This window comes from Kumtagia ephedrae (assembly GCF_003012745.1).
Lineage (GTDB): Bacteria > Pseudomonadota > Alphaproteobacteria > Rhizobiales > Rhizobiaceae > Kumtagia > Kumtagia ephedrae.
Map to the genome: position 1 here is coordinate 36,659 of NZ_PXYK01000005.1, position 26,447 is coordinate 63,105.

25 protein-coding genes and 1 riboswitch are annotated in these 26,447 nt (G+C 66.4%); of the genes, 15 read left to right on the forward strand and 10 right to left on the reverse strand.

Annotated elements, in window-relative coordinates:
• The 3 genes from C7I84_RS06325 to C7I84_RS06335 all read right to left on the reverse strand — a co-directional run bounded on the left by C7I84_RS06325 (window position 1) and on the right by C7I84_RS06335 (window position 2,756).
• Window positions 1-1,230: a CmpA/NrtA family ABC transporter substrate-binding protein gene (locus C7I84_RS06325; protein ID WP_165816006.1), complete on the reverse strand. Its 1,230-nt coding sequence runs from the start codon at window positions 1,228-1,230 to the stop codon at window positions 1-3.
• A gap of 2 nt (window positions 1,231-1,232) precedes the next feature.
• Complete coding sequence (locus tag C7I84_RS06330; protein WP_106771316.1) at window positions 1,233-1,832, reverse strand: ANTAR domain-containing response regulator; 600 nt, start codon at window positions 1,830-1,832, stop codon at window positions 1,233-1,235.
• 87 nt (window positions 1,833-1,919) lie between these two features.
• Window positions 1,920-2,756, reverse strand: a complete 837-nt coding sequence (locus C7I84_RS06335) for an alpha/beta hydrolase (RefSeq protein ID WP_106771317.1) — start codon at window positions 2,754-2,756, stop codon at window positions 1,920-1,922.
• A gap of 399 nt (window positions 2,757-3,155) precedes the next feature.
• Between C7I84_RS06335 and C7I84_RS06340 the strand changes: the two genes are divergently transcribed.
• The 7 genes from C7I84_RS06340 (at window position 3,156) to C7I84_RS06370 (ending at window position 10,352) form a co-directional block, all read left to right on the forward strand.
• The gene (locus C7I84_RS06340) at window positions 3,156-4,781 is read left to right on the forward strand and encodes a benzoate-CoA ligase family protein (RefSeq protein WP_106771318.1); all 1,626 of its coding nucleotides are present in this window, start codon (window positions 3,156-3,158) and stop codon (window positions 4,779-4,781) included.
• Window positions 4,778-5,614, forward strand: a complete 837-nt coding sequence (kynA, locus tag C7I84_RS06345; RefSeq protein ID WP_106771319.1) for a tryptophan 2,3-dioxygenase — start codon at window positions 4,778-4,780, stop codon at window positions 5,612-5,614. The genes C7I84_RS06340 and kynA overlap by 4 nt, the downstream gene beginning before the upstream one ends.
• 37 nt (window positions 5,615-5,651) lie before the next feature.
• Window positions 5,652-6,788 carry an ABC transporter substrate-binding protein gene (locus C7I84_RS06350; protein ID WP_106771320.1) on the forward strand — a complete coding sequence of 379 codons (1,137 nt, stop codon included), beginning with the start codon at window positions 5,652-5,654 and terminating at the stop codon, window positions 6,786-6,788.
• A 238-nt stretch (window positions 6,789-7,026) separates the two neighbouring features.
• Window positions 7,027-7,947 carry a branched-chain amino acid ABC transporter permease gene (locus tag C7I84_RS06355; protein WP_106771321.1) on the forward strand — a complete coding sequence of 307 codons (921 nt, stop codon included), beginning with the start codon at window positions 7,027-7,029 and terminating at the stop codon, window positions 7,945-7,947.
• Window positions 7,944-8,927 (forward strand): branched-chain amino acid ABC transporter permease, encoded by a 984-nt coding sequence (locus C7I84_RS06360; protein WP_245428333.1) that lies wholly within the window; start codon window positions 7,944-7,946, stop codon window positions 8,925-8,927. The genes C7I84_RS06355 and C7I84_RS06360 overlap by 4 nt, the downstream gene beginning before the upstream one ends.
• Window positions 8,920-9,669 carry an ABC transporter ATP-binding protein gene (locus tag C7I84_RS06365; protein WP_106771322.1) on the forward strand — a complete coding sequence of 250 codons (750 nt, stop codon included), beginning with the start codon at window positions 8,920-8,922 and terminating at the stop codon, window positions 9,667-9,669. The genes C7I84_RS06360 and C7I84_RS06365 overlap by 8 nt, the downstream gene beginning before the upstream one ends.
• Window positions 9,666-10,352 (forward strand): ABC transporter ATP-binding protein, encoded by a 687-nt coding sequence (locus C7I84_RS06370; protein ID WP_106771323.1) that lies wholly within the window; start codon window positions 9,666-9,668, stop codon window positions 10,350-10,352. The genes C7I84_RS06365 and C7I84_RS06370 overlap by 4 nt, the downstream gene beginning before the upstream one ends.
• A 210-nt stretch (window positions 10,353-10,562) precedes the next feature.
• Here the strand turns inward: C7I84_RS06370 and C7I84_RS06375 are convergent, their stop codons facing one another.
• From C7I84_RS06375 to C7I84_RS06400, 5 genes are all read right to left on the reverse strand, one after another.
• Window positions 10,563-12,740 carry an ATP-binding protein gene (locus C7I84_RS06375; protein ID WP_207770973.1) on the reverse strand — a complete coding sequence of 726 codons (2,178 nt, stop codon included), beginning with the start codon at window positions 12,738-12,740 and terminating at the stop codon, window positions 10,563-10,565.
• A gap of 242 nt (window positions 12,741-12,982) precedes the next feature.
• Window positions 12,983-14,230, reverse strand: coding sequence for a kynureninase (gene kynU, locus C7I84_RS06385; RefSeq protein WP_106771527.1), 1,248 nt, complete (start codon window positions 14,228-14,230; stop codon window positions 12,983-12,985).
• A gap of 14 nt (window positions 14,231-14,244) precedes the next feature.
• Complete coding sequence (locus C7I84_RS06390; protein ID WP_106771326.1) at window positions 14,245-15,165, reverse strand: ABC transporter permease; 921 nt, start codon at window positions 15,163-15,165, stop codon at window positions 14,245-14,247.
• A 5-nt stretch (window positions 15,166-15,170) separates the two neighbouring features.
• Window positions 15,171-15,950 carry an ABC transporter ATP-binding protein gene (locus tag C7I84_RS06395; RefSeq protein ID WP_106771327.1) on the reverse strand — a complete coding sequence of 260 codons (780 nt, stop codon included), beginning with the start codon at window positions 15,948-15,950 and terminating at the stop codon, window positions 15,171-15,173.
• A 66-nt stretch (window positions 15,951-16,016) separates the two neighbouring features.
• Window positions 16,017-17,003 (reverse strand): ABC transporter substrate-binding protein, encoded by a 987-nt coding sequence (locus C7I84_RS06400; RefSeq protein WP_106771328.1) that lies wholly within the window; start codon window positions 17,001-17,003, stop codon window positions 16,017-16,019.
• 153 nt (window positions 17,004-17,156) lie between these two features.
• Between C7I84_RS06400 and C7I84_RS06405 the strand changes: the two genes are divergently transcribed.
• The 8 genes from C7I84_RS06405 to C7I84_RS06440 all read left to right on the forward strand — a co-directional run bounded on the left by C7I84_RS06405 (window position 17,157) and on the right by C7I84_RS06440 (window position 24,542).
• Window positions 17,157-17,933 carry a GntR family transcriptional regulator gene (locus C7I84_RS06405; protein WP_106771329.1) on the forward strand — a complete coding sequence of 259 codons (777 nt, stop codon included), beginning with the start codon at window positions 17,157-17,159 and terminating at the stop codon, window positions 17,931-17,933.
• Window positions 17,930-18,898 (forward strand): pyridoxal-phosphate dependent enzyme, encoded by a 969-nt coding sequence (locus C7I84_RS06410; RefSeq protein ID WP_106771330.1) that lies wholly within the window; start codon window positions 17,930-17,932, stop codon window positions 18,896-18,898. Before C7I84_RS06405 ends, C7I84_RS06410 begins: the two co-directional genes overlap by 4 nt.
• Before the next feature lie 290 nt (window positions 18,899-19,188).
• A riboswitch (TPP riboswitch) is annotated at window positions 19,189-19,305 on the forward strand.
• Between the two features lie 117 nt (window positions 19,306-19,422).
• Window positions 19,423-21,249 carry a phosphomethylpyrimidine synthase ThiC gene (thiC, locus tag C7I84_RS06415; RefSeq protein WP_106771331.1) on the forward strand — a complete coding sequence of 609 codons (1,827 nt, stop codon included), beginning with the start codon at window positions 19,423-19,425 and terminating at the stop codon, window positions 21,247-21,249.
• Window positions 21,246-22,229: a glycine oxidase ThiO gene (gene thiO, locus C7I84_RS06420; RefSeq protein ID WP_106771332.1), complete on the forward strand. Its 984-nt coding sequence runs from the start codon at window positions 21,246-21,248 to the stop codon at window positions 22,227-22,229. Before thiC ends, thiO begins: the two co-directional genes overlap by 4 nt.
• Window positions 22,226-22,423, forward strand: a complete 198-nt coding sequence (gene thiS, locus C7I84_RS06425; protein WP_106771333.1) for a sulfur carrier protein ThiS — start codon at window positions 22,226-22,228, stop codon at window positions 22,421-22,423. Before thiO ends, thiS begins: the two co-directional genes overlap by 4 nt.
• 3 nt (window positions 22,424-22,426) lie before the next feature.
• Window positions 22,427-23,200: a thiazole synthase gene (locus C7I84_RS06430; RefSeq protein WP_106771334.1), complete on the forward strand. Its 774-nt coding sequence runs from the start codon at window positions 22,427-22,429 to the stop codon at window positions 23,198-23,200.
• Window positions 23,197-23,802 carry a thiamine phosphate synthase gene (locus C7I84_RS06435; RefSeq protein WP_106771335.1) on the forward strand — a complete coding sequence of 202 codons (606 nt, stop codon included), beginning with the start codon at window positions 23,197-23,199 and terminating at the stop codon, window positions 23,800-23,802. The genes C7I84_RS06430 and C7I84_RS06435 overlap by 4 nt, the downstream gene beginning before the upstream one ends.
• Window positions 23,772-24,542, forward strand: coding sequence for a hydroxymethylpyrimidine/phosphomethylpyrimidine kinase (locus C7I84_RS06440; RefSeq protein WP_106771336.1), 771 nt, complete (start codon window positions 23,772-23,774; stop codon window positions 24,540-24,542). The genes C7I84_RS06435 and C7I84_RS06440 overlap by 31 nt, the downstream gene beginning before the upstream one ends.
• A 74-nt stretch (window positions 24,543-24,616) precedes the next feature.
• Here the strand turns inward: C7I84_RS06440 and C7I84_RS06445 are convergent, their stop codons facing one another.
• Complete coding sequence (locus C7I84_RS06445; RefSeq protein ID WP_106771337.1) at window positions 24,617-25,510, reverse strand: carbohydrate ABC transporter permease; 894 nt, start codon at window positions 25,508-25,510, stop codon at window positions 24,617-24,619.
• A gap of 2 nt (window positions 25,511-25,512) precedes the next feature.
• Window positions 25,513-26,364, reverse strand: coding sequence for a carbohydrate ABC transporter permease (locus C7I84_RS06450; protein ID WP_425351307.1), 852 nt, complete (start codon window positions 26,362-26,364; stop codon window positions 25,513-25,515).
• Between the last annotated feature and the right edge of the window lie 83 nt (window positions 26,365-26,447).

The window sequence follows — 26,447 nt, forward strand, 5'->3', positions numbered from 1 at the left end:
TCAGTCCGACGTCCTCTGCGCCGCTATGTAGCCGTCGAGCTGGTCGGGATCGAAGATGCCGCCGTCGAAGAACCCGTCCGGGCCGAGCACGAGGCTGGCGCCGGCCGAGCCGACCGGGGTAGCCATCTTCAAGGCGCCTTCGACCTTGGCATTGGCGCCTGGCATGGCGACGCCGAGCGGCTTGAGGGCGGAGCGGTAGAGGTCGGGCCGGTAGCAGTCGCGGGCGATCGCGACGTTTGCCGCGGAATGTTCGACCTGACCCCAGCGCACCATCTGCGTGTAGAACCACAGCGCGTGGCTTTTCCACGGGAAGTTCGCCGCCTTGTCGAAGGGCAGGAAAAAATCCTCGACCAGGCGCGAAGTCCCGCCGCCGAGATCGAGCCGGCCGGTGAGGATGGGCATCTGCAGCTCGGCCGGCCGGCCGAGAAAGGCCGGCTGCGCCATCAGCGCCGCCAGTTCGGAGCGGTTGCCCGGGTCCTGGCACCAGCGGGCTGCGTGATGCAGCGCCCGCAGCAAGGCGGACAGCGCCTCCGGCTCGGCTTCCGCCCACGCTCTGCGCGCGCCGATCACCTTTTCCGGACTGGTGCGCCAGATGGCGGCCTTCACCGTAGCGATGCGGCCGCTGCCGGCAGCGACCGCCGCGCTGTTCCACGGCTCGCCGGCGCAATAGCCGTCGATTCGGCCGGCGGCGAGCGCGTCTGGCATGAAGGGCGGCGGCACGATGACGATGTCGATGTCGCGCGACGGGTCGACGCCGCAGGCCGCCAGCCAATAGCGCAGTTCGTAATTATGCCCGGAATGCGGGTGTACGACCGCGAAGCGCAGCGGATCGAGGCCGCTGCGCTTGCGTTCCGCGATCAGGTCGCGCAGGGCCGCGCCGTTGCGCTCGGCGTCGAGGTCGGCCTCGGCGCCATGCGCCGCCATGCCCTTCCAGATCGCGTTCGACACCGTCACGCAATTGCCGCCGAGGCCCAGCGAGAACGGCACGATCGTGTCCGACGGGATCGGCGACAGGCCGAGATTGCAGGCAAGCGGCATCGGCCCCAGCATGTGCGACAGATGGAAGTGACCGATGGCGATGCGGTCGCGGATGTTGGCCCAGGAGGTCTCGCGGTGCAGGACGAGCTCGATTCCCTCGCGCTGGGCAAAGCCGATCTCCCGCGCCGCCACCAGCACCGCGCTGTCGAACAGCGGCATGAAGCCGGCATCGATATGGTGTGCGGACGGCATGGTCAGTCCTCTCCCGGATCGAGCAGGCCGGCGGCGGTGACGAGGCTCTGGGCGATCTCGGCGATCTTGCGGTTCTGGTTCATCGCCGTCTTGCGCAGCAGGCCGTAGGCCGCCTCCTCCGACAGTCCGCGCGACTTCATCAGGATGCCCTTGGCGCGGTCGATGACCTTGCGGCCGGCGAGTTCGCTGCGCGCCTCCTCCAGCTCTCGCGTGAGGCGCGAATAGGCGTTGAAGCGGCTGATCGCCATGTCGAGGATGGTTTTCACCCGCTCCTGCTTCAGCCCGTCAACGACATAGGCCGAGACGCCGGCCTCGATCGCCGCCTCTATGGAGGCGCGGTCGGAACGGTCGACGAACATGGCGATCGGGCGCTTCACCGCGCGCGACAGCTGGAACATGTTCTCCAGCATGTCGCGGTTGGGATTCTCGAGGTCGATGACGATGACGTCCGGGTTGATCTCGGCGATCCGCCGGGCGATGCCGGCGACGTCATGCACCAGCGTGACGTGGTCATGGCCGGCCTCGCGCAGCCCCGCCTCGATGATCGAGGCGCGGATGCGGTTCTCGTCGATGACGAGGATTGCGAGGGAGGATGCCGCCATGCCCCATTTTGCGCGCCGGCGGGTTTTGTGCAATGCGGTATTTGCGCTACGGACAACGTTGCGCGGGCATTGCCGGCTACGATCCGGTCAATCCCGTTCCGCCAGCAGCGTCCTGGTCAGCGGATGCGACGGATCGGCGAGGCCGTCGATGACGCTGAAATGGTGGCGGTCGGGCTCGACCACGGTGCTGGTGGTGGCGCCGAGGCCGGTCCAGACATTGGCCAGCAGGTCGTTCTGGCGCAAAAACTCGGCACGCTCGCCGCCGCCGACCCAGCAGGTGATGCGGGCGCCGTCCATCGGCCTGAGCAGCGCCGGGCTCTCGGCAATCGCCTCGGCCTCGTCGATCGCCAGCGTCTCGTTCATCGCCGTGCGCATCAGCGGCCGCAAATCGTGCACGCCGGAGATGGAGACGACATTGCGGATGCGGTCCCGCACGGCGGCCGGCAGCGGCGTCGTCAGCGACACCATGCGGCTGGCGAGGTGCCCGCCGGCCGAATGGCCGGTCAGCATGAGCGGCCCCTCGACCAGTGTGGCAGTCTTTTCGACCGCGGCACCGACCTCCCTGACGATGCCGCCGATGCGGTTCTCCGGACAGAGCGTGTAGGAGGGCATCGCCACCGCGTAGCCGCGGCCGACGGGACCGGCTGCCAGATGCGACCAGAAGCTCTTGTCGAACGCCTTCCAGTAGCCGCCATGGATGAACGCCACCAAGCCTTTCGGCGCCGCCTCCGGCAGGAACAGGTCGAGGCGGTTGCGTGGTTTGTCGCCATAGGTGATGTCGAGCTTGGCGCGGCCCGCGGCCGACAGCGTTTCGCGAAACGCCCGCGCCGGCTCTACCCACGCCCCCGGCCAGCGGTCGCTGCCGGCAATGTTCGGGCCATTGGCATAGGCGCCGTCCCAGTCGGCGATGTGATGTTCCAGCATGGGGCCCTCCTCGGCGGTGCTCGATCGACGCAGGGCAGCTGCGCTTTTCTTCGAACAACGAAACTGCTCCATTTTTTCGCAATTCCGAGCGCAAACTGCTGCACGCTTCTGCCGGAATTTCTCTAGCAATGGCGGCCATCGAAGGCCGCGTCAACGTTCCTCAAGCGAAAAACTTTAGGCTTGAAATAAATCACCGGCGGTGGGATGCTACGCCGCATAAAATGGGAACTGGGAGGTTGCCGTGCCGCCCGCCAGCCGCTCCGGTCCTGCCGCATCCGGCATCTTCGCCGGACCGTCGGGGAGGCTTGCATCGGCACATCGCTTCCCAACCGATGCCATGCGCGCGCCGAACCAGCGGTCCGCGCATCCGGCCAACGAGCATACAAGGGGAACTGCACGATGCTTGGACCGTCCGCGCATGTCGACACCTTCACGCGCGACAACCTGCCGCCGCAGGATGAGTGGCCGGATTTCCGGCTCGACGGCTTCGACTATCCCGATCGGCTGAACGCCGCGGTCGAGCTGACCGACCGCATGGTCGAAAAGGGTTTCGGCGACAACACCGCGCTGATCGGCAACGGCCGCCGCCGTACCTACAAGGAACTGTCGGACTGGACCAACCGGCTGGCGCATGCGCTGGTCGACAACTACGGCCTGAAGCCCGGCAACCGGGTGCTGATCCGCTCGGCCAACAACCCGGCGATGGTCGCCTGCTGGCTGGCCGCCACAAAAGCCGGCGCCGTGGTGGTCAACACCATGCCGATGCTGCGGGCCGGCGAGCTGGCCAAGATCGTCGACAAGGCCGAGATCGCGCTGGCGCTGTGCGACACCCGCATCAAGGACGAGCTCGTGGCCTGCGCCAAGGAAAGCCGCTTCCTCGAGCAGGTTGTGGGCTTCGACGGCACCGCCAACCACGACGCCGAGCTCGACCGCATCGCCCTCGACAAGCCGGTGCGCTTCGAGGCGGTGCAGACCTGCCGCGACGACGTCGCCCTGCTCGGCTTCACCTCCGGCACGACGGGCGTGCCCAAGGCGACCATGCATTTCCACCGCGACCTGCTGATCATCGCCGACGCCTATGCCAAGGAGGTCCTGAAGGTGGTGCCCGAAGACGTCTTCGTCGGCTCGCCGCCGCTCGCCTTCACCTTCGGCCTCGGCGGGCTGGCGATCTTCCCGCTGCGCTTCGGCGCCGCCGCGACGCTGCTGGAGCATGCCACGCCGCCCAACATGATCGAGATCATCGAGAAATATCGGGCGACCGTCTCCTTCACCGCGCCGACCGCCTACCGGGCCATGCTGAAGGCGATGGACGAGGGCGCCGACCTCTCCTCGCTGCGCGTCGCGGTGTCGGCCGGCGAGACCTTGCCGGCGCCGGTCTTCGAGGAATGGACGGAAAAGACCGGCAAGCCGATCCTCGACGGCATCGGCGCCACCGAGATGCTGCACATCTTCATCTCCAACCGCTTCGAGGACCGGCGGGCCGGATCGACCGGCAAGCCGGTCGGTGGCTACGAGGCGCGCGTGGTCGACGACGCCATGCGCGAGGTGCCGCGCGGCACCGTCGGCAAACTGGCGGTGCGCGGCCCGACCGGCTGCCGCTACATGGCCGACGACCGGCAGCGCGACTATGTCCGCGATGGCTGGAACTTGACCGGCGACGCCTTCGTGCAGGACGAGGACGGCTTCTTCCACTTCGCCGCGCGCTCCGACGACATGATCGTCAGCGCCGGCTACAACATCGCCGGCCCAGAGGTCGAGGCGGCGCTGCTGTCGCATGACGACGTCGCCGAATGCGCGGTGATCGGGGTGTCCGACGGCGAGCGCGGCCAGATCGTCGAGGCGCATGTCGTGCTTGCCGCCGGCGTCGCCGCCGACGCGCTGACGGTCAAGCGGCTGCAGGACCATGTCAAGGCGACGATAGCGCCCTATAAATACCCGCGCTCGGTCAAGTTCATCGACGCCCTGCCGAAAACCCAGACCGGCAAGATCCAGCGCTTCCGGCTGCGCGCGGAGAAGGCGAATTGAGCAAGCCCCACGATCCCTCGGCCGACGGTGCCGAGATGTCGTTCAAGGACCGCATGTCCTACAGCGACTATCTGCGCCTCGACGAGATCCTCGGCGCGCAGCAGCCGCTGTCGGCGGCTCATGACGAGATGCTGTTCATCGTCCAGCACCAGACGTCGGAACTGTGGATGAAGCTCGCGCTGCACGAGATCGGCTCGGCCATGCGCGCCATCCGCGCCGACCGACTGGAGCCGAGCTTCAAGATGCTGTCGCGGGTGGCGCGCATCTTCGAGCAGCTGAACAGCGCCTGGGACGTGCTGCGCACCATGACGCCCAGCGAATACACGGAATTCCGCGACGCGCTCGGCCAGTCCTCCGGCTTCCAGTCATGGCAGTACCGCGCCGTCGAGTTCATGGCCGGCAACCGCAACCTCGCCATGCTGAAGCCGCATGCGCACCGGCCGGAGCTCAGCGCGCGGCTGGAGGCGATCTTGGCCGAGCCGTCGCTCTACGACGAGGCGATCCTGCTGCTTGGCCGCAACGGCTTCGACATCGGCGTCGACGCCAGGCGCGCCGACTGGCGCGAGACCCGAGTTGAGAACGAGGAGGTGCTGGTCGCCTGGCAGACGGTCTATCGGGACCCGCAGCGCTACTGGATGTTCTACGAGCTCGCCGAAAAGCTGGTCGACTTCGAAGACTATTTCCGCCGCTGGCGCTTCAACCACGTCACCACGGTCGAGCGCATCATCGGAATGAAGCGCGGCACCGGCGGCACGTCGGGCGCCTCCTACCTCAGGAAGATGCTGGAGGTTGAACTGTTTCCCGAACTCTGGAAAGTTCGCACCCGGCTCTGACCAACCGAAAAACGACGGGAACCCTCGGAGGAGAAAAATGAAGAAAAGTCTTGCGGCCGGCATCCTCGGCCTCTCGCTGGCGGCGACCGGCATGGCGCAGGCCGAGCCGGTCAAGATCGGCGTGATCACCACGCTGTCGGGCGGCGGCGCCGGCCTCGGCATCGACATGCGCGACGCCTTCACGCTGGCGATCAAGCAGTCCGGCAATAAGGAGGTCGAGCTCGTCGTCGAGGACGATGCGCAGAAGCCGGAGCTGGCGGTGCAGATCGCCGAAAAAATGATCCAGAGCGACAAGGTCGACCTCTTGACCGGCATCATCTGGTCGAACCTGGCGATGGCCGTGGTGCCCAACGCCGTGGCGCAGGACATCATCTACCTGTCACCCAACGCCGGGCCGTCGGCGCTGGCCGGCGCCAACTGCAACAAGAACTATTTCAACGTCGCCTACCAGAACGACAATTTCCATGAGGCGATGGGGCAATACGCCAACCAGGATTACAAGAAGACCTTCATCCTCGCCCCCAACTACCCGGCCGGCAAGGATTCGCTGACCGGCTTCAAGCGCTACTACAAGGGCGAGCTGGCGGGCGAGATCTACACCCAGGTCGGCCAGACCGACTATGCCGCCGAGATCGCCCAGATCCGCGATTCCGGCGCCGATTCGGTGTTCTTCTTCCTGCCCGGCGGCATGGGCATCGCCTTCATGAAGCAATATGCCCAGTCCGGCGTGACCATTCCGGTCATGGGACCGGCCTTCTCCTTCGACCAGGACATGCTGCCGGCGATCGGCGACGCGGCCCTCGGCGTCAAGAATTCCGCCAGCTGGTCGAAGGATCTCGACAACGAGGCCAGCAAGGCATTCGTCGAAGCCTTCAAGGCCGAATACAACCGCCTGCCCTCGGTCTATGCCGCGCAGAGCTGGGATACGGCGAACCTCATCCTGTCGGCGCTGTCCAAGGCCAGCGTCAAGGACAAGGACGCCTTCCGCGCCGCGCTCAAGGCCGCCGACTTCAAGTCGGTGCGCGGCGACTTCACCTTCAACACCAACAACCACCCGATCCAGAACGTCTATGTGCGCGAGGTGGTCAGGGAAGGCGACGTGCTGACCAACAAGATCATCGCCACGGCCTTTGAGAAGCACGGCGACGCCTACGCCGAGCAGTGCAAGATGTAGCTCCATTCTCCCCGCGTGCGGGGAGAATGTGCCGGCAGGCGGATGAGGGGCGGCGCCGACGCTTGCTGGAACTACCCCCACCCCTAACCCCTCCCCACAAGGGGGAGGGGGGACGATGAAGCGCCGCGCCAGAATCCCCCTCCCCCTTGTGGGGAGGGGTTAGGGGTGGGGGTAGTTCCTCCGAACGCTGACCGCCCTAGTCGCCACCAACACCCAGACATCAGAGCCCCAAGTCCTCTTGTCCATCGCCCTCCTCATCGAACAACTCCTCAACGGCCTGCAGCTCGGCGTCATGCTGTTCCTCATGGCGGCCGGGCTGACGTTGATCTTCGGCGTGATGGGGTTGATCAACCTCGCCCACGGCTCGCTCTACATGGTCGGCGCCTTCGCCTGCGCGGCGGTGGCGGCCGCCACCGGCTCGTTCTGGATCGGGCTGGTCGCCAGCCTTGTCGCCGCGGCCGCGGCCGGCGCCATCGTCGAGGTCGCGGTCATCCGAAAGCTCTACGAGCGCGACCATCTCGACCAGGTGCTGGCGACCTTCGCGCTGATCCTGATCTTCTCGGAAGGCACGCGCTGGCTGTTCGGCTCCTTCCCGCTCTATCTCGACATACCGCCACTGCTGCAGGGCGCGGTGCCGCTGCCGGGCGGCGGCCGGTACCAGCTCTACCGGCTCGCCATCATCGGTGTCGGCATCGTGGTCGCCATCGGCCTCTATCTGCTCATTTCGCGCACCCGCTTGGGCATGCGCATCCGCGCCGGCGAATCCGACCGCGAGATGATCGCCGCCCTCGGGGTCGACATCCGCACGCTCTACACCGTCGTCTTCGCCTTGGGCGCCGCCCTTGCCGGCCTGGCAGGCGCGCTGGTGGGCGCATTGCAGTCGGTGCAGGTCGGCATGGGCGAGCCGGTGCTGATCCTCGCCTTCGTCGTCATCGTCATCGGCGGCATCGGCTCGATCAAGGGCGCGCTGCTCGGCGCCATACTGGTCGGCGTCGTCGACACGATGGGCCGCTTCCTGCTGCCCAAGGCGCTCGCCCTGGCGATGCCGGCGGCACAGGCCGGCCTGATCGGCGGGGCGCTCGCCTCGATGCTGATCTACCTGGTCATGGCGGTCATCCTCGCAGTCAGGCCGAGCGGCCTGTTCGCGGCGCAGTCATGAGCGCCGTCGTGAGCCGGGAAGCCGTCGTCAACACGCTGCTGGCGCTGCTGCTGCTCGCCGTACCGATCGCCGCCTCGGCCGCCGGCGAGCCGTTCTACGTCACGCTTGCCACCCGCATCGCCGTGCTGGCGCTGGCCGCGGTGGGGCTCAACATCGCGCTGGGGCTCGGCGGGCTGGTGTCGTTCGGCCACGCCGCCTTCTTCGGCCTCGGCGGCTATGCGGCCGGCATCCTCGCCACCCATGCCTTCAACGCCGAGCCGCTGTTTTTCGGCCTGCCGGGCACGACCTCGATGCCGGTCATCTGGCTGGTCGCGATCCTGGTCTGCGGGCTGGTGGCGCTGCCGATCGGCGCGATCAGCCTGCGCACCACCGGCGTCTATTTCATCATGATCACGCTCGCCTTCGCGCAGATGATCTATTATTTCGCCGTCTCCTGGCCGGCCTATGGCGGCGAGGACGGGCTGTCGATCTATGTCCGCAACGCCTTTCCCGGCGTCAACACCGCGCAGCCCCTGCCCTATTTCCTGCTCTGCTATGGCGTGCTGATGCTGGTCCTGTTGCTGTTCTGGCTCATCGGCGGCTCGCGTTTCGGCACCGCCCTGCAGGCGGCCCGGCAGAATCCGGTCCGGCTGGCCGCCGTCGGCATCGCGCCGTTCCGCATCCGCCTCGTCGCCTTCGTCCTCTCGGCCATGGTCACCGGCCTGGCGGGCGCGCTGTTCGCCGACCTCAACCGCTTCGTCAGCCCGTCCATGCTGTCCTGGCACATGTCGGGCGAGCTGATCGTGCTGATCATCCTGGGCGGCAAGGGCCGGCTGTTCGGGCCGCTCGCCGGCGCCATGCTCTACGTGCTGTTCGAATATGCGCTGGGCGGCATTACCGAGCGCTGGCAGTTCTTCCTCGGCCTGATCCTGCTCGGCGTGGTGCTGTTCGCGCGCGGCGGGCTGCTCGGCCTGCTGGCCGGAAAGGCGCGCCATGGCTGAGCCGGTGCTGGAGATCCGCGACCTGCGCAAGAGCTTTGGCGCGCTGAAAGCGACCGACGGTGTCAGCCTCGACTTGATGCCGGGCGAGATTCATGCGCTGATCGGCCCCAACGGCGCCGGCAAGTCGACGCTGATCCACCAGATCTCCGGTTCGATCCCGCCCGACAGCGGCACCATCCGCTTCCTCGGCCGCGACATGGCCGGGCTCGACATGGCGGCGCGCGCAAAACTGGGGCTCGGCCGCAGCTTCCAGATCTCGTCGCTGGCGCCGGAGTTTTCCGCATTGCGCAACGTCATGCTGGCGGTGCAGGCCAGGCAGGGTTCCAGCTTCCGTTTCTTCCGGCCGGTGAAGGGCGACCGCAGCCTGGCCGGGCCGGCTCTCGCCATGCTGGAGCGCGTCGGCTTGGCGGCCCGGGCGAACACACCCGCCGCCGAGCTGTCGCATGGCGAGCGCCGCCAGCTCGAGATCGCCATCGCGCTGGCGCTAGGCCCGAAGGCCTTCCTGCTCGACGAGCCTATGGCCGGCATGGGACCGGAGGGCTCGAAGAGCCTGACCAAATTCCTCGACGGCCTGCGCCGCCAGGCGCCGATCCTGCTGGTCGAGCACGATATGGACGCGGTCTTCGCGCTCGCCGACCGCATCTCGGTTCTGGTCTACGGCCGCATCGTCGCCACCGGCACGGTCGACGAGATCCGCAACGATCCCGAAGTGCGGCGCGCCTATCTGGGAGAAGCCGCGTGAGCCTGCTCGAGGTCAAAGGCGTGCAGACCTTCTACGGCGCCTCGCAGGCGCTGTTCGGGGTGTCGCTCGACGTGCGCCAGGGCGAAGTCGTGGCGCTGATGGGCCGCAACGGCATGGGCAAGACGACGACGATCCGCTCCATCCTCGGGCTCAACCGGCCGCGCGCCGGCACGGTTCGTTTCGCCGGGCGTGAGATCGCCGGCATGCGGCCGCATCGCATCGCCCGGCTGGGCGTCGGGCTGGTGCCGGAGGGCCGCCGCTGCTTCCCCAACCTGACGGTGCTGGAGAATCTCCTCGCCGCCGCCCGCCGCGGCGCATGGACGCTGGACAAGGTGGTCGAATTGTTCCCGCGCCTCGGCGAGCGCCGCGCCCAGTATGCCCGCACCCTGTCGGGCGGCGAGCAGCAGATGCTGGCGATCGGCCGCGCGCTGATGACCAATCCCGCCCTGCTCATCCTCGACGAGGCGACCGAGGGTCTCGCGCCGGTGATCCGCGCCGACATCTGGACGGCGATCCGCCGGCTGAAGGCAGAGGGCCAGTCGATCCTGGTGGTCGACAAGACGCTCGCCGAACTGCTGCCGGTCGCCGACCGCTGCTTCGTGCTGGAGAAGGGCGCCACGGTGTTCGCGGGAACGCCGGCGATGCTGACGCCGGAGCTGCAGGATCGTTATCTTGGGGTGTGAATGGCGCCTGAGCCGCCTGTGTGAGGGAAGCAGATATTCATTCCAAGCATCAGCCTTGCGCCGCAAGTCTGCCGTTAAACGATTACGACGCCTCCCGAAAGCAGACGCAGGCCGATAGCTACGTTAAGGTACCCCCCGCCTGAACGGGATTGCGGACGATAGCAACGCCACCCGATTCCCATGCTGCTTGGGACCTGAGTGTCGCGTCAATCACGATGGTTTGGCCGACATCGACCCCGAGATAAGCCCTGGAACCTTAGATAGCCGTGTTGTCAGCCAGGAATAGCTGTTCTGAAAATCGTCGAGATCTTTTGCGCTGACGGGCTTGGTGTGCGCTTCATACCTCCGGGCGATGTTAATTGTATCAAGATTCATCTCGAACCTGTCGGATTTCGATCCAAAATAGGCAGAGAAGTTGTCCCAATTCTTGACGAATACAGGCTTCAGGTCGCTCAAATACAATTCGTTGACAGCATCTTTTGGCAATCTTCCGATGAAAAGCTGCGCCCTGTCGCCGTTTTTCTTCGGCAACGCCTCGCTGATCGCGTTTGCGACCTTTGCTCCATCGAATGCGAAACGATACTCCAACACAGTTATCAGTAGCTTCCGTAGCGCATACTCGACCTCTGTCCTGCGTTCGAACAGCGCGGCCAGATCGGCAATGTTCGGCTCTATCGGCAGGTATTCTAAGGGAAGATCGCCCCGGGTGAATGGCGAAATCGCCTTCTTGTATTCCAGTCCAGACCTGGCAAGAAAGGTTCGCAGCTCCTTGATCGCAAAAGAACCGTTGTCGGCTTTCAGCAAGCCGTAGCGCGCAAACCGAGATGCCTTCTCGGGCTCCGAAGCTAGAAACTCTTTGACGAACGCAGTATCTCCGTCCGCCAAAAGGCACAGAAGGTCATACTCGTCTGGATACCACCACACTAGGGACAGCATGATGTCCTTGATCGGCTGAGCTAGGCGGGTAGCAATCTTGTCCTTGACCGACTCGAAGTTTGCCTTTGAAATCTTTGCCTTTTTGTCGACCGGAAGCTCGCCAAGCGACCTCAGTACTTCGCTGCACGCGAGCCGGATCAAATAGGGATGTCCACCATATTCTTCGCTTAGTAGATCGAAACAGTCCTCATCGAGCGCTGCACCGGCATATTTGGCGATTGCCCGAACCATCTCCCGCACGTTGGGACGCGTGAGTTGGTCCAGATAGAACGGTACCGCCAACTGGAAAATCGGATTGGGGACCTGGTTGAAGTGCGACTGCTCCACGCTAGATGGGTTTACCCCAGCCACGCAGAAAGTAAGAAACCCCTTTGTCTCTTGCGACGCAGACCTAATCGTCTGCCACAACGGCAGGTGGTCGTCGTCCCAATGCTGACCGAGATGGTTGGTGATGCCTGGCGTGATGAACTCGACCTCGTCTAAGAGGAGCACGATCTGCCCCACTTCAGATTTATCGTGGATCCACTTGACCGTCCGAATGAATGAGTTGGCTGCGCCAGCCATGTCGAACGAGAATTCCGCTGGAGCAGGACACCCGGCCTTGGCTGCGAACTCCAGCATTCGGCGCGAGAGTTCCTCAAGCACTGCCCACCAACGACTGCCATAGATACCAGGACTTTGGCAGTCCACGTATTCAGCGATGGCCCCCTTTTCGGAAAGCCGTCGCTGGATCGCAAACAACACGGACGTCTTTCCAGTCTTGCGTAGCCCAAACAGCCCAGACTGTTCTTTCCGGATTAGTGCCCTCTGAACCAATTCCTGGACGATCATGTCACGCCCATAGAAATATTTATCGTGTTTGATCGGCGAAGACATCCCAAAAAGATCGAAGCGGCCAATTGTTGCGGCCATCCTCGATCGTATAAGGAAAATTTGCCCACCTTTGTCCTTCAGTTCGTTTGCCGAAAGGGCAACGATCACCCAGTCCTTGCTCTGGCCCGCCAAGCTCTCTATCGACGCCTTGTCGCCCTCGTAGATGACAAACGCCACGACGTTTTCGACCCGGTGCCGAAACTCCGGTGCCCGGGAGATGTTTTCAAGTGCCGTCAGCAGCCGTACGTCAGCCCGTCCATGGGGCGAATACAACGCAATAACTTCGCGCTGAAGACCAAACCTTTCGACCGCCAACGGCTTCGGCTGGCAAAGCCAGAACGCCTGCCCGAACTGGTAGGAGCCGTATGTTACGTCGAACACTTCGTCGAGCGCAGCCGCGAGTGCCTCCTGTTCGGGTCGAGCCTGAAAAAACGCGTGCAGTGCATCCTTCTTGATCGCCATCTTGCCCCCACCACTCAGCCATTCATACGAGGTGAGCGTAGTCGCTCTCCGTGATGCGGGCAATTGCAGGCAGAGCGCAGGGCAGGTCAGCCGCAGCCTTTCGACCAGAGAAGCCAAGCCGCTCTTCCGCTTTCCGTCCCCTAGTGCCGGAGGTCAGTAGCTTCACGAACGGAAGCTTTCCGGAAATCGCAATAAATTCTGTATGCCCCGAGATAAGGGCCCTGAACGGCTCGTCGCTCACTTCGTGGACCAACCCTTGGAATTTCATGACCAGCAGCGTTCGCCAACAGCGCTTGATGCCCGAAGAGTGGCGTAAGCGGACTTGGACCCCGAGACGAACTGGCTCGTTCAGCCGTATTTCAAGTCACCGCCGCCCTCACAGCAAACCGCGCATCCTTCCATGCGCCGGTACGAAGAATGTCCTGCAAAATCTCGACCGCGCTCCAGACATCGCCGTAGCTCAGGTAGAGCGGCGTGAAGCCGAAGCGCAGGGTGGAGGGCGCGCGGAAGTCGCCGATGACGCCGCGGGCGATCAGCGCCTGCATGATCTCATAGGCATGCTCGTGGCCGAACGACACCTGGCTGCCGCGCCGCGCACCCTCGCGCGGGGTCTCCAGCGTCAGGCCGAAGCCGTCGCATTTCGCCTCGACCAGCTTTATGAACAGGTCGGCGAGCGCGATGCTCTTCAGCCTCATCGCGGCCATGTCGACCTCGTCCCAGATGTCGAGCGCGCCCTTCAGCGCGCGCAGCGACAGCATCGGCTGGGTGCCGCACTGGAAGCGGCGGATGCCGGCGTCGGCGGCAAAACCCTGCTCGAAGGCGAAGGGACGCGCGTGGCCCCACCAGCCGCTGAGCGGCTGCCGCGCCTCGGCCTGGTGGCGATGCGCGACATAGATGAAGGCCGGCGAGCCCGGGCCGCCATTGAGGTATTTGTAGGTGCAGCCGACGGCGAAATCGGCATGCGCGCCGTCGAGATCGACCGGCAGCGCGCCGGCGCTGTGACAGAGGTCCCAGACCACCAGCGCGCCGGCGTCGTGTGCCCTGCGGGTCAGCGCCGCCATGTCGCGCAGCTCGCCGGTCTTGTAGTTGACGTGGTTGATCAGCACCACGGCGACGCTACCGTCGATGAGTTCCTCGATCGCCGGGGCGTCGACGCCTTCCAGCCGCAGTACGGCACCCGGCCGCGTCGAGGCGACGCCCTCGGCCATGTAGAGGTCGGTCGGAAAGCTGCCGCCTTCGGCGACGATGACCGAGCGGCCGGGACGCAGCCCCATCGCCGCATGCAGCGCCTTGTAGATGTTGATCGAAGTGGTGTCGGCGACCACCGTCTGGCCGGCGGCCGCGCCGACCAGGCGGCCGATGCGGTCGCCAAGCACGACCGGCATGTCGAACCAGCCGGCGGTGTTCCAGCTGCGGATCAGCCCCTCGCCCCATTCCTGGCGGGCCGCCTTCTCCAGCTCGGCCAGCACCGTGGGCGAGGCCGGCCCGAGCGAGTTGCCGTCGAGATAGATCACGCCGTCGGGCATGACGAAGCGGTCGCGGAACGGACGAAGCAAATCGGCCGCGTCCATCGCCTCGACGGCCGCGAGATCGGGAATTCCATCCATGGTTTCGGACATCCTTATTCGCGGACGGCTTCGCGCGCCGGAGCGGGCCCGCGGCCGCGCCGCAGGCTGGGCAGCGCCAGCATGGCGAGCACGAACAGGCCGGTGGCGAGTTTCAGGTCGGGCGGCGGCATGCCGGCGGCCAGGCAGAACGAGACGAGCTGGTAATAGACGATCGCCCCGACGAAGGGCGCGGCGAGCTGGCGCGCCACGGTCTGCTTGCCGACGATCGCCTCGCCGATCATCAGCGCCGCCAGGCCGTTGATGAGGATGCCGAGACCCATATTGACGTCGGCGAAACCCTGCGACTGCACCATCAGCGCGCCGCCGGTCGCCGAGAAGGCGCTGGCCAGCCCGACTCCGCCGATGGTTGCGACCCAGACATTGATGCCCTGCGCCTCGGCCATGTCGGGATTGGCGCCGACGGCACGGATGGCGGTGCCCTTCTCGGTCTTGAAGAACAGGTCGAGCAGGATGAAGACGACGATGCCGATGATGCCGGCGACGACGATCTTCGAGGCCGGGAAGCCGGGTTGCGTGAACGGCGCCCAGTCGAACACGGTGGGCGAGCCGAACACCGACAGGTTCGACCGGCCCATGATGCGCAAATTGATGCTGTAGAGCATCGTCATCATCAAAATGCCGGCGAGCAGCGTGTGGATGCGGAAGCGCAGATGGATGAAGGCCGTGCAGCAGCCGGCGAGGAAGCCGGCGACCAGCGCCACCGCGATCGCCGTCAGCGGCGAGGCGCCGGCCGCCAGCAGCACGCCGCAGACGCAGCCGCCCAGAGGGAAGGCGCCCTCGCTGGTGAGGTCCGGGAAATTGAGCGTCCGGAACGGGATCATGATGCCGAGCACGACGAAGGCGAGGATCAGGCTCTGCGCCAGCGTGACCGGGACCAGCGCGACGAAGCTGGTGAAGATGGTCTGGATGTCCATGATGATCAGCTCGCCAGCAGCATGCGGTCGGTCTTGACGGAGAAGTGGCCGATCAGGTCGGCGACCGTGATCCGCTTCTTCTCCTCGCCGGAAATCTCCAGCCGGACTTTTCCGGCGTCGAGCATGATGACGCTGTGCCCGTAGTCGACGGCGTGCTGCATGTTGTGGGTCACCATCAGCGTGGTCAGCTTCAGCGCCTCGACGGCGCGCACGGTCGCCTGCATGACGATGTCGGCGGTGCGCGGATCGAGCGCCGCCGTGTGCTCGTCGAGCAGCAGCAGCTCCGGCGAGCCGCCGACCGCCATGATCAGCGACAGCGACTGGCGCTGGCCGCCCGACAAGAGCTCGACGCGCGTGTCCAGCCGGTTCTCCAGGCCGAGGCCGAGCAGCGCCAGCCGCTCCCTGTAGTCGGCCAGACGTTTGGCGTTGAGGCCCAGGCGCAAGGTGCGCTTCCTGCTGCGCAAATCGGCGAGCAGCATGTTCTCGGCCACCGTCATCGACGCGGCGGTGCCCTTCATCGGATCCTGGAACACCCGGGCCAGCCGCGCCGCGCGCCTGTGCACCGGCATGCCGGTCACGTCGTCGCCATTGATCAGGACCTGCCCGGAATCCAGCACCATGGCGCCGGATATGGCGTTGAGCATGCTCGACTTGCCGGCGCCGTTGGAGCCGATGACGACACCGAACTCGCCGGTGGCGAGCGACAGGTCGAGGCCGTCGAGCGCCTTCTTCTCGTCGGGGCGTCCCTTGTAGAAAACCTTACGCGCGGATCGGATCTCGAGCATCCGTCTCTCCCGGCAGGATGGCGGCACGCGGGGCGCCGCCAGCCGTTTCGACTTAGTAGGTGACGGTTAGTCGACGATGCAGCCGCAATCGGCCATCGATTCCGGGATCTCGACCCCGAACGCCGCCATCGCCTTCTTGGAGATCAGCGGGGCGTGGTCGGCATAGGCCGGGCGCGACGGCGGGATCGTCTTGGGATCCTTGCCCTTGAGAACCTCGGCGGCGATCTTGCCGGCGTTCATGCCGACCTGGTCGTAATTCACCGCGAAGCTCGCCGGCACGACGCCGTTGCGCACCGCGCCGTCGTCGGAATTGACGATCGGGATGCCGGCCTGGCGCGCGGCGGCAGAGACGGCTGCGACCGCCGGCTGCAGCAGGTTCGAGGCAGGCGTGTAGATCACGTCCGCCTTGCCGGCGAAGGAGGCGATGCGCTGCTGGATCTCGTTGACGTTGTCGACGCCGACAGCGACCACCTCGAAGCCGGCGGCCGGGGCGGCCTCCTTGATCTTCTCGAGCAGCGCCACGTCATTCGCCTCGCCCGGATTGTAGGGCACGCCGAAACGCTTGGCGTTGGGCAGCAGCTTCTTGGTGAACTCCATGACGGCCGCCACGTCCTGCAGGTCGGTGGCACCGGTCATGCCCTCGTCCCCGGACTCCCAGGACGGCACGAGCTTTGCCGCGACCGGGTCGGTGACCGCGGTGAACACGACCGGAATGCCCGAGCCGGCCAGCGCCTTCTTGGCGATCTGCGAGACCGGGGTGGTCACGGTATAGATCAGCTTCGGCTGCTCGGCCTGCAGCTTGGCGATCATCTGCGGCACCAGCGAGGCGTCGAAATTGGTGTGGCTCTCGGTGTAGACGACGTCGGTGCCCTCGACGAAGCCGTTCTCGGCCAGCGCCTTCTTGAAGCCGGCGATCGAGGCGGCGAGCTGCGGATGCTCGCCGAAATTGGCGATGCCGATGCGGATCTGCTCGGCGGCCGCCCCGCCCAGGCCGGCGATTAGCGCACCCGCCACGACGAGGCCCGACAGCAGGCCGGATTTCAGTTTTCTCATCTGTTCCTCCCGGAATTTGCTTGCGCGCCGCGTTCTGGCGGCGGCCTGCCGGGATCATTGCCCACTCCCGGGACGACTGTCAACATTATATATAATTCTTGCGAGCAGCCTTCATCATATATAATTTACCCACGCATTGTGCGGAGGACGGAGATGCGTGAGGAGCAGCACTCCACCAAGACCGAGGCGGCCTACCGGCTGCTGCGCCGCGATATCCTGACGACCCGCCTGCTGCCCGGCGCTCCGCTGAAGCTCGGCAAGCTGCGCGACACCTACGGGGTCGGCTGGACGCCGCTGCGCGAGGCGCTGTCGCGGCTTGAAGCGGAGCGGCTGGTCACGGCCATCAGCAACCGCGGCTTCGCCGTCGCCCCCGTCTCGCGCGCCGAGCTGGAGGACCTTGCCCGCGCCCGCATGGTGGTCGAGGTGCCGCTGCTGCTGGAATCCATGGACAAGGGCGGCAGCGACTGGGAGGCCGCCGTCGTCACCGCGCATTACCGCCTGTCGCGCTGCAAGATCGCCCCCGACGACCCGTCCGACGCGGCGGTCGACGAGTGGGACGAGAAGCACGAGGCATTTCACGCGGCGCTGCTCGGCGCATCGACGTCCGCCTGGCTGCTGCGCTTCCGATCCACGATCACCGACCAGTTGCGCCGGCATCATCGCTTCCTCGGCCTGTCGCCGACATTGCGCGCCGCCGCCGGCATGAAGCACGGCTACGAGGCGGCGGTCGCGGCGCTGCGCGAGGCGATGGCGATCGAGCACCACACGGCCATCATGGAAGCCGCGCTCGACCGCGACGCCGAGCGCGCCAGGGCGCTGATGATCGACCACATCGGCTATACGCTGCACGTCTACATCCACAGCGAGGACCACGGCGGCAAGCATGCTGCGCGCACCGGCAGCCCGCGCATGAGGTCGGCTGCGGAATGAGCGCCCCGCGCCGCCCGACACTGGACGAGATCGCTGCCGCCCGTACCCGGCTTGCGCCCTACGTGCCGCGCACGCCGCTGCTGCGTCTCGACCTCGGCCTGCCCGACCGGCAGATCTTCCTCAAGCTCGAGACCTTTTCGCCCATCGGCGCCTTCAAGCTGAGACCCGCGCTCAACGCCCTGCTGTCGCGCGACCCCGACGCGTTGCGCAACGGCGTCGCGACCGTCAGTTCCGGCAACATGGCGTATGGCATGGCTTGGGCGGCCAAGGCGCTCGGGGTTCCCATGGCCGCCTACATGTATTCCGGTGCGCCGCGGACCAAGATCGACGGCGTGCGCAATCTTGGCGGCGACGTGCGGTTCATCTCGCTGGAAACCTGGTGGCGATACATCGTCGGCGCCGAACGGCCCGACATCGCCGAGCTTCTGATCAACCCGGTGACCGACCAGGCGGTGCTTGCCGGCAACGGCTCGATCGGCGTGGAGATCGTCGAGGACCTGCCGGACGTCGATTGCGTTCTGTCGCCTTATGGCGGCGGCGGCATGACGACGGGCATGGCAAGTGCCGTCAAGGCGTTGCGGCCCCGGGCAAAGGTCTTTGCGGTCGAGGACGAGAATGCGGCGCCGGTTTCCGCCGCCCTCGCTGCCGGCCATATCGTCGAGATCGAGACGCGCCCGTCCTTCATCAAGAGCATTGGCGGTCCGTCGCTGGTGCCGCAGCTCTGGCCGGTCGCGCGCGACCTCATCGACGGAGCGCTGACCGTCAGCCTTGTCGAGGTGACCGCGGCCATGCGGCTGCTCTTCTCGAAGGCCAAGGTCGTCGCCGAAGGCGCCGGCGCGGCGTCGCTGGCAGCGGCACTCTCCAGCCCTCGGGCGACCGGCAACGTCGTCTGCATCGTATCGGGCGGCAATATCGACGCCGAAACCTATGCACAGGTGCTGGCGGGCGGAATCCCGAGAGGCTGAACGTCCCCGCCACCCGGCACACGGGGGGCAGTCGCATATGAAACAACCCCCACCCCTAACCCCTCCCCACAAGGGGGAGGGGGACTTTGTGGCCGCCATGCCGTGCGAAACCAGCGGCGATTGACATCTTGCGAGGATGCCGTCCAGTCCCCCTCCCCCTTGTGGGGAGGGGTTAGGGGTGGGGGTGCGAAGCCACCAATCCTTGCCGGCTGTCATATGCGATTACCCGGCGGCACCCAGCTTCCCCGAGAAACGCGGTTGACATCCCGGCATGACATCATCCAACCTAGGCGCGTTACCTGGGGGGTCCCGACAAGGGGCTGAGATACTGCTGGCATTCGCAGCGCAGTGACCCGTTGAACCTGATCCAGTTCATACTGGCGTAGGGATGGTGCAAGCGCTTTGCATGCCGGCCTGCCGGCGCGGAAATTTCAGGCGGTCAGCCTGTCCTTCAGCAGCGGAGCGTCCTTTCTCCTCCTCTCACCGAACTGGGTCTCCATTGCAACGAGCAAAGGAGCCTCACGATGAATGCCCTCACCCCGACCGTCTCCACCGGTCCCCTCCCCGCCTCGCGAAAAGTCTACAAACCGGGCTCGATCCATACCGGCCTGCGCGTGCCGATGCGCGAGATCGCCGTGCACCCCACCGCCGGCGAGCCGCCGGTCACCGTCTACGATTCCTCCGGCCCCTACACCGATCCGGATGCGCGCACCGACATCGACAAGGGCTTGCCGCGCCTGCGCGAAGACTGGATCGTCACGCGCGGCGGCGTCGAGCACTATGACGGCCGCACCGTCCGGCCGGAGGACAACGGTTTTGTCTCGGCCGAGCGGCTGACCCCCGCATTCCCGATCCGCAATCAGCCGCTGCGCGCCACCGGCGGCCGCGCCGTCACCCAGCTCGCCTATGCCCGCGCCGGCATCGTCACGCCGGAGATGGAGTTCGTCGCCATCCGCGAGAATCTCGGGCGCCAGGCTGCGAGGGAAGCGCTTGCCCGCGACGGCGAGAGTTTCGGCGCGGCCATCCCCGACTTCGTCACGCCGGAATTCGTGCGCGACGAGGTGGCGCGCGGCCGCGCCATCATCCCCGCCAACATCAACCACCCGGAAGCCGAGCCGATGATCATCGGCCGCAACTTCCTGGTGAAGATCAACGCCAATATCGGCAACTCCGCCGTCACCTCGTCCATGGCCGAGGAAGTGGAGAAGATGGTGTGGGCGATCCGCTGGGGCGCCGACACGGTGATGGACCTCTCCACCGGCCGCAACATCCACAACATCCGCGACTGGATTCTCCGCAATTCGCCCGTCCCGATCGGCACGGTGCCGATCTACCAGGCGCTGGAAAAGGTCGGCGGCGTCGCCGAGGCGCTCACCTGGGAGGTTTTTCGCGACACGCTCATCGAGCAGGCCGAGCAGGGCGTCGACTATTTCACCATCCATGCCGGCGTGCGGCTTCCCTACATCCCGCTCACCGTCGACCGCGTCACCGGCATCGTCTCGCGCGGCGGCTCGATCATGGCCAAATGGTGCCTTCATCACCACAAGGAAAGCTTTCTCTACGAGCGTTTCGAGGAAATCTGCGACATCTGCCGCGCCTACGACGTGTCGTTCTCGCTGGGCGACGGCCTGCGCCCCGGCTCGATCGCCGATGCCAACGACGCCGCCCAGTTCGCCGAGCTGGAAACCTTGGGCGAGCTGACGAAGATCGCCTGGGCGAAGGATTGCCAGGTGATGATCGAGGGCCCCGGCCATGTGCCGATGCACAAGATCAAGCAGAACATGGACAAGCAGCTCGCCGTCTGCGGCGAGGCGCCGTTCTACACGCTCGGGCCGCTCACCACCGACATCGCGCCGGGCTACGACCACATCACCTCGGGCATCGGCGCCGCGATGATCGGCTGGTTCGGCACCGCCATGCTCTGCTACGTGACGCCCAAGGAGCATCTCGGCCTGCCCGACCGCGACGACGTCAAGACCGGCGTCATCACCTACAAGATCGCCGCCCACGCCGCCGACCTCGCCAAGGGCCATCCGGCGGCGAAGATCAGGGACGACGCGCTCAGCCGCGCCCGCTTCGAGTTCCGCTGGGAGGACCAGTTCAACCTGTCGCTCGACCCGGAGACGGCGCGCGCCTTCCACGACGAGACGCTGCCCAAGGAGGCGCACAAGCTGGCGCATTTCTGCTCCATGTGCGGTCCGAAATTCTGCTCCATGCGCATCTCCCACGACATCCGCGCCGAGGCACAGAAGGAGGGCATGGCGGCGATGGCGGAGAAATACCGGCAGGGCGGCGACCTCTACATGGAAGTCGCCGGGCCAGCCGAGGAGCAGGCAGCCGACCGGCCATGAAGGTGCTGATCCGCGGGGCGGGCGTCGCCGGGCTGACGCTTGCCCACGAGTTGGCGGCGCGCGGCGCCGGCGTCACCGTGGTCGAGCGGCGGCAAGGTCTCGCCGGCAGCGCCTCCTGGGCCGCCGGCGGCATGCTCGCCCCCTGGTGCGAGCGCGAGAGCGCCGAGGAGGCCGTGCTCACGATGGGACGCACCGCCGCCGGCTGGTGGGACGCCGCCCTTCCCGGCCATGTCATCCGCAACGGCACGCTGGTGCTGGCGCCGCCGCGCGACCGGGGCGAGCTCGACCGCTTCGCCCGCCGCACCGGCGGTCATCGGATCGTCGACGCCGCCGCCATCGAGGCGCTCGAGCCGGACCTTGCCGGCCGCTTCGGCCGCGCCCTGTTCTTCGCCGGCGAGGCGCATCTCGATCCGCGCCTTGCCCTCAGGGCGCTGCAGGCCAAGCTCGCGGTCCTGGGCGTGCGCTTCGCCTTCGGCTACGGCGCGGTATACGGGCCGCAGGACGCCGATGCCGAGGCCGACTGCACCGGCACCGCCGCGCGCCGGCCTGGCCTGCGCGCCGTGCGCGGCGAGATGCTTTTGCTGCGCTGCCGCGACGTCTCGCTGGCGCGGCCAGTGCGGCTGCTGCACCCGCGTTTCCCGGTCTATGTCGTGCCGCGCGCCGACAACCTGTTCATGGTCGGCGCCACCATGGTCGAGAGCGCGGCGACGGGGCCGGTCACCGCACGCTCGGTCATGGAGCTGCTCAACGCCGCCTATGCACTGCACCCCGCCTTCGGCGAGGCCGAGATCGTCGAAGCAGGCGTCGGCCTGCGCCCGGCCTACCCCGACAACCTTCCTCGCGTTGAGCATGAAGGACGAAGATTTTCCGTCAACGGACTCTACCGCCACGGTTTTCTGCTGGCGCCGGCGATGGTGCGGCAGGCCGCCGACCTCATCTTCGCGCACTGCCCGAAGCCAGTCGAAGGAGCGCTTTCATGAAACTCATCGTCAACGGCGAGAGCCGCGAGGCGCAGGCCGAGACGCTCGCCGCGCTGCTCGCCGAGCTCGATTACGACGGCAACTGGCTGGCAACCGCCGTCAACGGCGAGGTCGTGCCAAGAGCCGCCCGCCCCGCCTGCCGCCTGTCCGACGGCGACCGCATCGAAATCCTCTCCCCCATGAAAGGAGGCTGAACCATGCTCACGCTCTACGGAACGGAGGTTTCCTCGCGGCTGCTGCTCGGCACCGCGCTCTACCCATCGCCGGCGGTCATGGCGGAGGCTGTGAGGCGATCCGGGACGGAGATCGTTACCGTGTCGCTGCGCCGCGAGACGGCGGGCGGCCGGAGCGGCGGCGAGTTCTGGTCGCTGATCCGCTCGCTCGGCGTGCGCGTGCTGCCCAACACGGCCGGCTGCCATTCGGTCAAGGAGGCGGTGACCACGGCCCGCATGGCGCGCGAGGTGTTCGCCACCGACTGGATCAAGCTGGAGGTCATCGGCAACCACGACACGCTGCAGCCCGACGTGTTCGGCCTGGTCGAGGCGGCCCGCATCCTCGCCGCCGAGGGATTCCAGGTGTTTCCCTACACGACCGACGACCTCGTCGTCGCCGAGCGCCTGGTTGACGCCGGCTGCAGGCTGCTGATGCCCTGGTGCGCACCGATCGGCTCGGCACGCGGCCCGCAGAACATCGACGCGCTGCGCAGCCTGCGTGCCCATTTCCCCGACCTGCCGCTCATCGTCGACGCCGGCATCGGCCGTCCCTCCCACGCGGCGGCGGTGATGGAGCTGGGCTACGACGCCGTGCTGCTCAACACGGCGGTGGCGAAGGCCGGCGATCCCGCCGCCATGGCCGCCGCCTTCGCCGGGGCGATCGACGCCGGTCGCGCCGCCTGGCTCGCCGGCATGTTGGAGCCGCGCGACATGGCCGTCCCCTCGACGCCGGTGATCGGCCAGGCGGTGTTCTCGTGAGGCTCGACCCGTTCTATCTGATCGTCGATTCCGCCGCCTGGATCGAGCGGCTGGTGCCGCTCGGCGTCAGGCTGGTGCAATTGCGCATCAAGGACATGGACGAGGCTGCGCTGCGCGCCGAAATCCGCGCCGCGAAGGCCACCTGCGCCCGCCACGGCTGCCAGCTCGTCGTCAACGATTATTGGCGGATCGCCATCGAGGAGGGCTGCGACTTCGTCCATCTCGGCCAGGAGGACCTTGCCGCCGCCGATGTCGGCGCGATCCGCCGCGCCGGGCTGAAGCTCGGCCTCAGCACCCACGACCACGCCGAACTCAGGACCGCGCTTGCCGCGCAGCCCGACTATGTGGCGCTCGGCCCCGTCTATCCGACCATCCTCAAGAAGATGAAATGGGCGCCGCAAGGTCTTGACCGCATTGCCGAATGGAAGCGTCTCGTCGACCCCCTGCCGCTCGTCGCCATAGGCGGGCTGACGCCGGAGCGACTTGCCGGGGTGTTCGAGCACGGCGCCGACGGCGCCGCCGTCGTCACCGACATCACTCGTAACGCCGATCCGGACGCCCGCACCCGCGAATGGATCGCGGCGACGGCACGCTGGCGATGACAGCACATGTGCTGATCGTCGCCGGCTCGGATTCCTCCGGCGGCGCCGGCATCGTCCGCGACGTCGAGACGATAGCTGAAATCGGCGCCAGAACCTGCCTGGCGGTGACCGCCGTCACCGTCCAGACGCATGAGGCGGTGAAGCAGGTCGAGCCCATGCCGGCGGCGCTGGTCGCCCGGCAGATGCGGGCGGCGCTGTCCGCCAATCCCGTCGCGGCGGTGAAGATCGGCATGCTCGGCGTAGCGGCGACCGTCGAGGCGGTCGCCGGCGTGCTCGCCGACCATCCGGCATTGCCGGCCGTGCTCGATCCGGTGCTGGCCGCTACATCGGGAGGATCGCTGCTGGCGGACGATGCACTGGCCGCCCTGAGGGAGAGCCTGATGCCGCTCTGCCTGCTGGTCACGCCCAACATTCCCGAGCTGGCCGCCCTCACTGGCTCCGCGCCGGCCAAGGACGAGGCCGATCTCATCTGCCAGGGCGGGATGCTGCTCGCCGCCGGCATGCCGGCGCTGCTGGTCAAGGGCGGACACGCGGCGGAGAACCGCGCGACCGACCTGCTGCTCCGCCTCGACCTGCCGCCGCTGCGCTTCGACGCCCCGCGCCTGCACGCCACGATGCGCGGCACCGGCTGCATGCTCTCCAGCGCCATCGCGGCGCATCTGGCTTTGGGGGAAGATTTGGAGGAGAGTGTGTGGCGCGCGAAGTCCTTCGTATTCGACAAGCTTGGCAGCGCCGGCTGACGTGCCTGAGCCAAACGGTTAAGACGTCCTTCGAGGCGTGCTCGCCACCACTCCGGAGAAGGGCACCGAGCGCCCTACTCCTTCACCGCCCCGGTCATCGACGACACATAGTGCTCGACGAAGAACGAGTACAGGATCACCACCGGCAGCGAGCCGATCAGCGCGCCGGCCATCAGCGCCCCCCATTCATAGACGTCGGAGCGCACCAGTTCGGTCAGCACACCGACCGGCACGGTCTTGTTCTCCGACGACTGGATGAAGGTCAGCGCGTAGATGAACTCGTTCCACGACAGCGTGAAGGCGAAGATGCCGGCCGAGATCAGGCCCGGCACCGACAGCGGCAGCACGATCTTGGTGAGAATCTGCCAGCGGCTGGCGCCGTCGATCAGCGCGCATTCCTCCAGCTCGAACGGGATGGAGCGGAAATAGCCCATCAGCAGCCAGGTGCAGAACGGCACAAGGAAGGTCGGATAGGTGAGGATCAGCGCGAACGGCGTGTCGTAGAGGCCGAGGTTGAACACCATCACCGACAGCGGGATGAACAGGATCGACGGCGGCACCAGATAGGCGAGGAAGATGGCGAGCCCGACCTGCCGCGAGCCGGAAAAGCGCAGCCGCTCGATCGCATAGGCGGCGAACACGGCGGCGAGCAGCGACAGGAAGGTCGCGGCGACCGAGATGATCACCGTGTTGAGCAGCCAGCCCGGATAGGAGGTCTGGAACAGCAGGTAGTCGATGTGCTCGAGCGTCGGCTGCACCACCCAGAATGGGCTGAAGTCGTTGAAGTTGGTCATCTCGTTGTTGGGCTTCACCGCCGTGATCGCCATCCAGTAGAACGGGAACAGAAGCACGACGACGAAGACGAGCAGCGGCAGATAGATCGTGACCACGCGCCGCGGCACGCTCTGCAGGTAACCCATGCCGCCTTCGTCGCCGGCGGCGGTGTTCCGGGTTTCGGTGACCGCCATCGTCAATCTCCTCCGCCCTGCTGCCATTTGCGCCGTTGCAGGCCGAAATAGCTGAACAGGATCGCCGCCAGCAGGAACGGGATCATCGCGACGGCGATCGCCGCGCCCTCGCCGAGCTGCCCGCCGGAAATGCCGCGCTGGAACGACAGCGTCGCCATCAGATGCGTGGCGTTCACCGGCCCGCCGCGCGTCAGCACGTAGATCAGCTGGAAATCGGTGAAGGTGAACAGCACCGAGAAGGTCATGGTGATGGCGATGATCGGCGTGAGCAGCGGCAGCGTCACGTAGCGGAACAGCTGCCAGCGCGACGCGCCGTCCAGCGTCGCCGCCTCGTAGAGCGACTGCGGGATGGTCTGCAGCCCGGCGAGCAGCGTGATCGCCACGAACGGGATGCCGCGCCAGACATTGGCGGCGATGACGGAGGCGCGCGCATTGGTCGGATCGCCGAGGAAGTTGATGCGGTGGTCGATCAGGCCGAGCTCCATCAGCGCCCAGGAGATGATCGAGAACTGCGAATCGTAGATCCACCAGAAGGCGATGGCCGACAGCACCGTCGGCACCACCCAGGGTAAGAGCACGATCGCGCGGAAGAAGGATTTGAGCGGCAGGTTCTCGTTGAGCAGCAGCGCCAGCCACAGGCCGAGCACGAATTTCAGGATCGAGGCCGATACCGTGTAGAGCAGCGTGTTGAACACCGAGAGCCAGAAGATGGCGTCGTCCCAGAGATATTCGTAATTCTCCAGCCCGATGAAGATGCCGGGCCGGCCGACGCGCGTGTCGGTGAAGCCGAGCCAGACGCCCAGCCCCAGCGGATAGGTCAGGAACACCAGCAGCAGCACCGCCGCCGGCAGCATGAACCATGCGCTGAGAAAGCCCTTGCTCTCGGTCAGGCGGGAGCGGGTCGCGGATTGTGGCGGCGCGGCGGTGGTGACGGAGG

Excerpts from the sequence above, each read along its gene's own strand:
- C7I84_RS06325 (WP_165816006.1), bottom strand. The coding sequence starts at position 1,230 with ATGCCGTCCGCACACCATATCGATGCCGGCTTCATGCCGCTGTTCGAC.
- C7I84_RS06330 (WP_106771316.1), bottom strand. The coding sequence starts at position 1,832 with ATGGCGGCATCCTCCCTCGCAATCCTCGTCATCGACGAGAACCGCATC.
- C7I84_RS06335 (WP_106771317.1), bottom strand. The coding sequence starts at position 2,756 with ATGCTGGAACATCACATCGCCGACTGGGACGGCGCCTATGCCAATGGC.
- C7I84_RS06340 (WP_106771318.1), top strand. The coding sequence starts at position 3,156 with ATGCTTGGACCGTCCGCGCATGTCGACACCTTCACGCGCGACAACCTG.
- C7I84_RS06350 (WP_106771320.1), top strand. The coding sequence starts at position 5,652 with ATGAAGAAAAGTCTTGCGGCCGGCATCCTCGGCCTCTCGCTGGCGGCG.
- C7I84_RS06360 (WP_245428333.1), top strand. The coding sequence starts at position 7,944 with ATGAGCGCCGTCGTGAGCCGGGAAGCCGTCGTCAACACGCTGCTGGCG.
- C7I84_RS06365 (WP_106771322.1), top strand. The coding sequence starts at position 8,920 with ATGGCTGAGCCGGTGCTGGAGATCCGCGACCTGCGCAAGAGCTTTGGC.
- kynU (WP_106771527.1), bottom strand. The coding sequence starts at position 14,230 with ATGGATGGAATTCCCGATCTCGCGGCCGTCGAGGCGATGGACGCGGCC.
- C7I84_RS06390 (WP_106771326.1), bottom strand. The coding sequence starts at position 15,165 with ATGGACATCCAGACCATCTTCACCAGCTTCGTCGCGCTGGTCCCGGTC.
- C7I84_RS06395 (WP_106771327.1), bottom strand. The coding sequence starts at position 15,950 with ATGCTCGAGATCCGATCCGCGCGTAAGGTTTTCTACAAGGGACGCCCC.
- C7I84_RS06400 (WP_106771328.1), bottom strand. The coding sequence starts at position 17,003 with ATGAGAAAACTGAAATCCGGCCTGCTGTCGGGCCTCGTCGTGGCGGGT.
- C7I84_RS06405 (WP_106771329.1), top strand. The coding sequence starts at position 17,157 with ATGCGTGAGGAGCAGCACTCCACCAAGACCGAGGCGGCCTACCGGCTG.
- C7I84_RS06410 (WP_106771330.1), top strand. The coding sequence starts at position 17,930 with ATGAGCGCCCCGCGCCGCCCGACACTGGACGAGATCGCTGCCGCCCGT.
- thiC (WP_106771331.1), top strand. The coding sequence starts at position 19,423 with ATGAATGCCCTCACCCCGACCGTCTCCACCGGTCCCCTCCCCGCCTCG.
- thiO (WP_106771332.1), top strand. The coding sequence starts at position 21,246 with ATGAAGGTGCTGATCCGCGGGGCGGGCGTCGCCGGGCTGACGCTTGCC.
- thiS (WP_106771333.1), top strand. The coding sequence starts at position 22,226 with ATGAAACTCATCGTCAACGGCGAGAGCCGCGAGGCGCAGGCCGAGACG.
- C7I84_RS06430 (WP_106771334.1), top strand. The coding sequence starts at position 22,427 with ATGCTCACGCTCTACGGAACGGAGGTTTCCTCGCGGCTGCTGCTCGGC.
- C7I84_RS06440 (WP_106771336.1), top strand. The coding sequence starts at position 23,772 with ATGGATCGCGGCGACGGCACGCTGGCGATGACAGCACATGTGCTGATC.
- C7I84_RS06445 (WP_106771337.1), bottom strand. The coding sequence starts at position 25,510 with ATGGCGGTCACCGAAACCCGGAACACCGCCGCCGGCGACGAAGGCGGC.
- C7I84_RS06450 (WP_425351307.1), bottom strand. The coding sequence starts at position 26,364 with ATGCTGCCGGCGGCGGTGCTGCTGCTGGTGTTCCTGACCTATCCGCTG.